The sequence below is a fragment of the Pseudomonas sp. NDM genome (assembly GCF_003105095.1).
GTDB lineage: Bacteria > Pseudomonadota > Gammaproteobacteria > Pseudomonadales > Pseudomonadaceae > Aquipseudomonas > Aquipseudomonas moraviensis_A.
The window spans coordinates 1-6,178 of record NZ_QETJ01000227.1; the positions used below are offsets into that span (position 1 = coordinate 1).

At 62.2% G+C, this 6,178-nt stretch carries 4 protein-coding genes; all 4 read right to left on the reverse strand.

Going from position 1 to position 6,178, the window contains the following annotated elements; translation table 11 throughout:
• Positions 1-63: 63 nt before the first annotated feature.
• Genes DCO47_RS25170 through glyA form a run of 4 tightly spaced genes read right to left on the reverse strand, consistent with a single transcriptional unit; the run spans position 64 to position 5,947 of the window.
• Entirely contained in the window at positions 64-3,081 is a 3,018-nt protein-coding gene (locus DCO47_RS25170) for a sarcosine oxidase subunit alpha (RefSeq protein ID WP_116659166.1), read from the reverse strand.
• Positions 3,078-3,407: a sarcosine oxidase subunit delta gene (locus DCO47_RS25175; protein ID WP_016772830.1), complete on the reverse strand. Its 330-nt coding sequence runs from the start codon at positions 3,405-3,407 to the stop codon at positions 3,078-3,080. The genes DCO47_RS25170 and DCO47_RS25175 overlap by 4 nt, the downstream gene beginning before the upstream one ends.
• Positions 3,408-3,421: 14 nt before the next feature.
• Positions 3,422-4,672 (reverse strand): sarcosine oxidase subunit beta, encoded by a 1,251-nt coding sequence (locus tag DCO47_RS25180; RefSeq protein WP_016772829.1) that lies wholly within the window; start codon positions 4,670-4,672, stop codon positions 3,422-3,424.
• 21 nt (positions 4,673-4,693) lie between these two features.
• Complete coding sequence (gene glyA, locus DCO47_RS25185; RefSeq protein WP_042606644.1) at positions 4,694-5,947, reverse strand: serine hydroxymethyltransferase; 1,254 nt, start codon at positions 5,945-5,947, stop codon at positions 4,694-4,696.
• Between the last annotated feature and the right edge of the window lie 231 nt (positions 5,948-6,178).

Sequence of the window (6,178 nt, forward strand, 5' to 3'; positions counted from 1 at the left end):
AGGAGTGAGCCTGCTCGCGATGAAGTCACCGCGGTGCGACTGCACTCCCCAGGAGCCGAACCATCAAATATTCTGGCGATCTCCCTTCGGATCGAAGAACACCGAAGAAACGATTTCCGCCTCGATCACGCTGCCATCGGCCAGCGGTGCGAACACCCGCTCGCCCATGCGCTTGAGACCGCCCTTGACCACACCCATGGCAAACGAATAACCGAGGGAGTTGTGTGCGTAGCTCGAGGTGACGTGGCCGACCATGGTCATCGGGATCGCCTGCTTGGTGTTGAACACCAGTTGCGCACCTTCCGGCAGCCATTTGGTCGGATCGACCGGTTTGAGGCCCACCAGCTGCTTGCGCTGATCCTTGACGCAATCTTCGCGGTTCATGCCGCGCTGGCCGATCCACGAGAACGGTTTGGTGCGACCGACACACCAGCCCATGTTCAGGTCGTCCGGGGTCATCGACCCGTCGGTGTCCTGACCGACGATGATGAAACCCTTCTCGGCCCGCAGCACGTGCATGGTTTCGGTGCCGTACGGGGTCAGGTTGTACTTCTTGCCGGCCTCGACGATTTTCTCCAGCACGCCCATCGCGTAGTCGGCCTGCACGTTGACTTCGTAAGACAGCTCACCGGTAAACGAGATACGAAACACCCGTGCCGGCACGTCGCCGACCAGACCTTCTTTCCAGGTCATGAACGGGAACGCTTCGTTGCTCAGATCAATGTCAGTCACGGCGCTGAGCAGCTTGCGGCTGTTCGGCCCGGACAAAGTCATGGTCGCCCAGTGGTCGGTGACCGAAGTGAAGTACACCTTCAGGTCCGGCCATTCGGTCTGGTGATACAGCTCCAGCCACTGCAGTACGCGCGCGGCGCCGCCGGTGGTGGTGGTCATGACGAAATGGTTGTCGGCCAGACACGCGGTCACACCGTCGTCGAAGACCATGCCGTCTTCCTTGCACATCAGACCGTAGCGAGCCTTGCCCACGTCGAGCTTGGTCCAGGCGTTGGTGTACACGCGGTTGAGGAACTCGCGGGCATCCGGGCCTTGAATGTCGATCTTGCCGAGGGTCGACGCGTCGAGCAGGCCGACGCTGTCGCGCACGGCTTTGCATTCACGCTTGACCGCCGCGTGCAGGTCTTCGCCGTTTTTCGGGAAGTACCACGGACGCTTCCACTGACCGACGTCTTCGAATTCGGCGCCGTTCTTCACATGCCAGGCATGCAGCGCGGTGTAGCGCACCGGTTCGAAGATGTGCCCACAGTGCCGACCGGCCACGGCGCCGAACGTCACCGGCGTGTAGTTCGGGCGGAACATGGTGGTGCCCATCTGCGGGATGGTCACGTTCAGCGAACGGGCGGCAATGGCCAGGCCGTTGACGTTGCCGAGCTTGCCCTGATCGGTGCCGAAGCCCAGCGCGGTGTAGCGCTTGACGTGCTCGACCGACTCGAAACCTTCGCGGGTCGCCAGTTCGATGCCACCGGCGGTGACGTCGTTCTGGAAGTCGACGAATTGCTTCGGTGCACGCGCCGAGTTCTTCTCGTGCGGCACCTGGAACAGCGCCAGGGTTGGCTCTTCGAGACGGCTCAGGGCTTTCGGCAACACGCCTTCGACGGTCTGGAAACCGGCTTCGGCGGCAGCGCGCACGCCACCTTCGAAACCGTCGGCCAGCGAATCGCCGAGCGCGTAGACGCCGTTGATACCACCGACGCACACGCGTTTCTGCGGTGCTTCACCCGGTACGAAACCGAGAATGTCTTCACGCCAGACCGGTTTGCCGCCGAGGTGCGAAGCCAGGTGAACCACAGGGCTGTAACCGCCTGAACTGGCAACCAGGTCGCAGTCGAGCCATTCGCCCGGGCTGGTCACGGCGTGTGCCTTGACGTCAATCGCGGCGACGCGGGCAGCGGTCACACGCTTGCTGCCACGCACTTCGATGACGGCGCTGCCGGTGAGGATGCGAATGCCTTTGGCGCGCGCCTCTTCGACCAATGCACCGCGCGGATTGCTGCGTGCATCAGCGATGGCGACCACTTGCAGACTGGCATCGAGCCAATCCAGAGCGACGCGATAGGCGTGGTCGTTGTTAGTGCTGAGGACAAGTTTTTTGCCCGGTGCGACGCCGTAGCGACGCACGTAAGTCGATACCGCGCCGGCGAGCATGTTGCCCGGCACATCGTTGTTGCCATAGACCAGCGGACGCTCGTGGGCGCCGGTCGCCAGCACCACACGCTTGGCGCGGACGCGGTGGATGCGCTGACGCACCTGACCGATCGGCGCGCGGTCGCCGAGGTGATCGGTGAGGCGTTCGTGAATGGTCAGGAAGTTGTGGTCGTGGTAACCGTTGACCGTGGCGCGCGGCAACAGCAGCACGTCCGGGGTGTTCTTCAGTTCAGCGATGACGCTGGCAACCCACTCCATCGCCGGTTTGCCGTCGAGACTTTCGCGGGAATCGAGCAGGCTGCCGCCGAACTCTTCCTGCTCATCGGCAAGAATCACGCGAGCACCGCTGCGCGCAGCGGCCAGGGCAGCGGCGAGACCGGCCGGGCCGGCGCCGACGATCAGCACGTCGCAGTGCTGGTTCATGTAGTCGTAGGTGTCCGGATCGTTCTCGGTCGGCGAACGGCCGAGACCGGCAGCCTTGCGGATGTACTTCTCGTAAGTCATCCAGAACGACTGGGGATACATAAAGGTTTTGTAGTAGAAACCCGGCGGCATCAGCTTGCCGCCGACCTTGCCGAGAATGCCCATCATGTCGTTGTTGACGCTCGGCCAGCCGTTGGTGCTGGTGGCAACGAGGCCCTGATACAACGCCTGTTGCGTGGCGCGCACGTTGGGAATCTGCGTGGCTTCAGTGGCACCGATCTGCAGCACCGCGTTCGGCTCTTCGGAACCGGCGGCGAAGATGCCGCGAGGACGCGAATACTTGAAGCTGCGGCCGATGATGTCGACGCCGTTGGCGATCAGGGCAGCGGCCAGCGAGTCGCCTTCATAGCCTTTGTAGGTCTGGCCGTTGAAGGTGAAGCTCAGCACTTTGTTGCGGTCGATCCGTCCACCGTTGGACAGGCGATTGGTCTGGCTCATACCTTCTCTCCCAGCGCCGTCGTGGCTGTTTTCGCAGTGCCAGCCTTGTCGGTGAATTGCGGCTTCTCGCCGATCTTGTAGCTCTCGAGAATCTCGTAGGTCACGGTATCGCGAGTGACGTTGAAGTACTGGCGGCAACCGGCAACGTGGTCCCACAGCTCATGGTGCAGACCACGCGGGTTATCACGGAAGAACATGTAGTCGCCCCACTCTTCATCGGTGCAGGCGTTCGGATCCAGCGGCCGCGGGATGTGGGCCTGGCCGGATGCGTGGAATTCCTCTTCGGAGCGCAGTTCGCCGCAGTGAGGACAGAAGATGTGCAACATAGGGATTTCTCCTGTTAGTGGGCGACGGCAGCAGCGCCGTGTTCGTCGATGAGCGCGCCGTTGTGGAAACGGTCGATGGAAAACGGTGCGGCCAGCGGGTGCATTTCACCCTTGGCCAGACTCGCGGCAAACACGTTGCCCGAACCCGGTGTGGCCTTGAAGCCACCGGTGCCCCAACCGCAGTTGAAGAACATGTTCGGCACCGGCGTTTTCGAGATGATCGGGCAGGCGTCCGGGGTGGTGTCGACGATGCCGCCCCACTGGCGGTTCATGCGTACCCGGGACAACACCGGGAACATCTCGACGATGGCTTGAATGGTGTGTTCGATCACCGGATACGAGCCACGCTGGCCGTAACCGTTGTAGCCGTCGATACCGGCGCCGATCACCAGGTCGCCCTTGTCGGACTGACTGATGTAACCGTGCACGGCGTTGGACATGATCACGCTGTCGATAATCGGTTTGATCGGCTCGGACACCAGCGCTTGCAGCGGGTGGGATTCGATCGGCAGACGGAATCCGGCAAGCTTGGCCATGTGCCCGGAGTTACCGGCAGTGACCACACCGACGCGCTTGGCGCCAATGAAACCCTTGTTGGTTTCAACGCCGATGCACACGCCGTTTTCCTTGCGGAAACCGATCACTTCGGTCTGCTGGATCAGGTCCACACCGAGGGCATCGGCGGCACGCGCGAAGCCCCAGGCCACGGCATCGTGACGGGCGACGCCGCCGCGACGCTGAACAGTTGCACCCATGATCGGGTAGCGGGTGTTTTTCGAGCAGTCCAGGTACGGAATCTCGTCCGCAACCTGCTTGGCGTCGAGCAGTTCGCCGTCGACGCCGTTGAGGCGGTTGGCGCTGACCCGACGTTCCGAATCACGGATGTCCTGCAGGGTGTGGCACAGGTTGTAGACGCCGCGCTGGGAGAACATCACGTTGTAGTTGAGATCCTGCGACAGGCCTTCCCACAATTTCATCGCATGTTCATAGAGGTGCGCCGACTCGTCCCACAGGTAGTTGGAACGCACGATGGTGGTGTTGCGCGCGGTGTTACCACCGCCCAGCCAGCCCTTCTCGACCACGGCAACATTGGTGATGCCGTGCTCCTTGGCCAGGTAGTAGGCCGTCGCCAGGCCGTGCCCGCCGCCGCCGACGATGACCACGTCATAGACTTTTTTCGGCGTGGGCGTGCGCCACATGCGCTGCCAGTTTTCGTGGTGGCTGAGCGAGTGTTTGAACAGGCCGAAGCCGGAATAGCGTTGCATAGTCATTACTCCAGAACCGACTCAGCGATAAACCGGGAAGTCTGCGCACAGGGCCGAGACCTGCTGGGCGACATTGGCCTCGACATCGGCGTCGCCGAGGTTGTCGAGGATGTCGCAGATCCAGCCGGCGAGGGTTTCGCACTGGCTGACCTTGAAGCCGCGAGTGGTCACCGCCGGGGTGCCGATGCGCAGGCCCGAGGTGACGAACGGCGACTGCGGGTCGTTCGGCACGGCATTCTTGTTGACGGTGATGTGCGCGCGGCCCAGTGCAGCGTCGGCGTCTTTGCCGGTCAGGCCCTGACGGATCAGGCTGACCAGGAACAGATGGTTGTCGGTGCCGCCGGAGACCACATCGTAGCCACGCTTGATGAACACGCTGGCCATCGCCTGCGCGTTGTCGATCACTTGTTGCTGATACGCCTTGAAGCCAGGCTCCAGCGCTTCCTTGAAGCACACGGCTTTACCGGCGATGACGTGCATCAGCGGGCCGCCCTGGGCGCCGGGGAATACCGCGGCGTTGAGCTTCTTCTCGATCTCTTCGTTGGACTTGGCCAGGATCAGCCCGCCACGCGGACCGCGCAGGGTCTTGTGGGTGGTGGTGGTGACCACATCGGCGTACGGCAGCGGATTCGGGTACAGACCGGCGGCAACCAGACCGGCCACGTGGGCCATGTCGACGAACAGCAGCGCACCGACCTTGTCGGCGATCTGGCGGAAGCGCGGGAAGTCCAGCGTCTTCGAGTAAGCCGAGAAACCGGCAACGATCATTTTCGGTTTGCACTCGACGGCCAGACGCTCGACCTCGTCGTAGTCGATCAGCCCGGTGTCGGTGTTGATGCCGTACTGCACGGCGTTATAGAGCTTGCCCGAGGACGACACTTTCGCGCCGTGGGTCAGGTGACCACCGTGAGCCAGGCTCATGCCGAGAATGGTGTCGCCTGGCTGGATCAGCGCCAGGTACACGGCGCTGTTGGCCGAGGAGCCGGAGTGCGGCTGAACGTTGGCGTAATCGGCGCCGAACAATTGCTTGGCGCGCTCAATGGCCAGTGCCTCGACTTTATCGACGTGCTCGCAGCCACCGTAGTAGCGCTTGCCCGGATAGCCTTCGGCGTATTTGTTGGTCAGGCCGCTGCCTTGCGCTTCCATCACGCGCTTGCTGGTGTAGTTCTCCGACGCGATCAGCTCGATGTGATCTTCCTGACGTTGCTCCTCGGCATTCATCGCCGCCAGCAGTGCATCGTCGTAACCCTGGATCTGGTCTTGCTTGCTGAACATCGCGTCTCTCCCAGCGGCATCTGTGCGCCATTCGTCTCGGTAAGGCACCGGCAGTGATGGCAGTGCCCTTTGATGCGATGGTATGACCGGCGCAGACAGCTCAAATGCCTGCGGACGCCACGCAAAGGTGCGTTTACGACATGGCTGGAAATGACTGCAGAATGCGTTCCCCTGTAGGAGCTGCCGAAGGCTGCGATCTTTTGACTTTGACTTTGAAGATCAAAAGATCGC

What these genes read in the sequence shown, in the direction of transcription:
- DCO47_RS25180 (WP_016772829.1), bottom strand. Translation starts at nt 4,672, where the DNA reads ATGCAACGCTATTCCGGCTTCGGCCTGTTCAAACACTCGCTCAGCCAC.
- glyA (WP_042606644.1), bottom strand. Translation starts at nt 5,947, where the DNA reads ATGTTCAGCAAGCAAGACCAGATCCAGGGTTACGACGATGCACTGCTG.
- DCO47_RS25170 (WP_116659166.1), bottom strand. Translation starts at nt 3,081, where the DNA reads ATGAGCCAGACCAATCGCCTGTCCAACGGTGGACGGATCGACCGCAAC.
- DCO47_RS25175 (WP_016772830.1), bottom strand. Translation starts at nt 3,407, where the DNA reads ATGTTGCACATCTTCTGTCCTCACTGCGGCGAACTGCGCTCCGAAGAG.